Consider the following 965-nt stretch of genomic DNA (forward strand, 5'->3'; position numbering starts at 1 on the left):
CGCCGGATCTCGTTGAGCCGGGTGACGAGGGGTGCGAGGGTGTTCGCGGTTTCCCAGTCGCGGGGTTTGAGCTGGTACTTCTCGGAGTCGAGGTATTCCTCGCTGCCGGGCTTGAGGGGGGTGTTCTCATACAGTTCGTAGCCGCTGTAGATGCCCCAGGTGGGGGAGAGGGTGGCGGCGAGGACGGCGCGGACGGCGAAGGCGGGCGGGCCGCCGTGCTGGAGGTACTCGTGGAGGATGTCGGGGGTGTTGGCGAACAGGTTGGGCCGCATGGAGGCGGCGGCCTCGCCGGACAGTTCGGTGAGGTAGTCGGTGAGTTCCTGCTTGGTGGTGCGCCAGGTGAAGTAGGTGTAGGACTGCTGGAAGCCGATCTGGCCGAGGGTGCGCATCATCGCGGGGCGGGTGAAGGCCTCGGCGAGGAAGATGACGTCGGGGTCGGCGGCGTTGATCTCCGCGATGACCCGTTCCCAGAAGACGACCGGTTTGGTGTGCGGGTTGTCGACGCGGAAGATCCGCACGCCGTGGGACATCCAGTGCCGCAGGACCCGCAGGGTCTCGGTGACCAGGCCGTTCATGTCGGCGTCGAAGGCGACGGGGTAGATGTCCTGGTACTTCTTCGGCGGGTTCTCGGCGTGGGCGATGGTGCCGTCCGCGCGGTGGTGGAACCACTCGGGGTGCTTGGAGACCCAGGGGTGGTCGGGGGAGCACTGCAGGGCGAAGTCGAGTGCGATCTCCAGCCCGAGGTCCCGGGCCTGCCCGACGAACCGGGCGAAGTCCTCGATCGTCCCCAGAGCGGGGTGGACGGCGTCGTGTCCGCCCTCGGGGGAGCCGATCGCCCACGGCACGCCGACGTCCTCGGGGGTGGGGTCGAGGGTGTTGTTGCGGCCCTTGCGGAAGGTGGTGCCGATGGGGTGGATCGGCGGGAGGTAGACGACGTCGAAGCCCATCGCGGCGATGGCCGTGAG

At 68.4% G+C, this 965-nt stretch carries 1 pseudogene; it reads right to left on the reverse strand.

Annotation, left to right across the window (positions count from 1 at the left end):
• A pseudogene (locus tag ACFPIH_RS56315) lies at positions 1–965 on the reverse strand (alpha-1,4-glucan--maltose-1-phosphate maltosyltransferase); the annotation flags it as partial.

The organism is Streptomyces vulcanius (assembly GCF_042653945.1).
GTDB classification, from domain to species: Bacteria; Actinomycetota; Actinomycetes; order Streptomycetales; family Streptomycetaceae; genus Streptomyces; species Streptomyces mangrovi.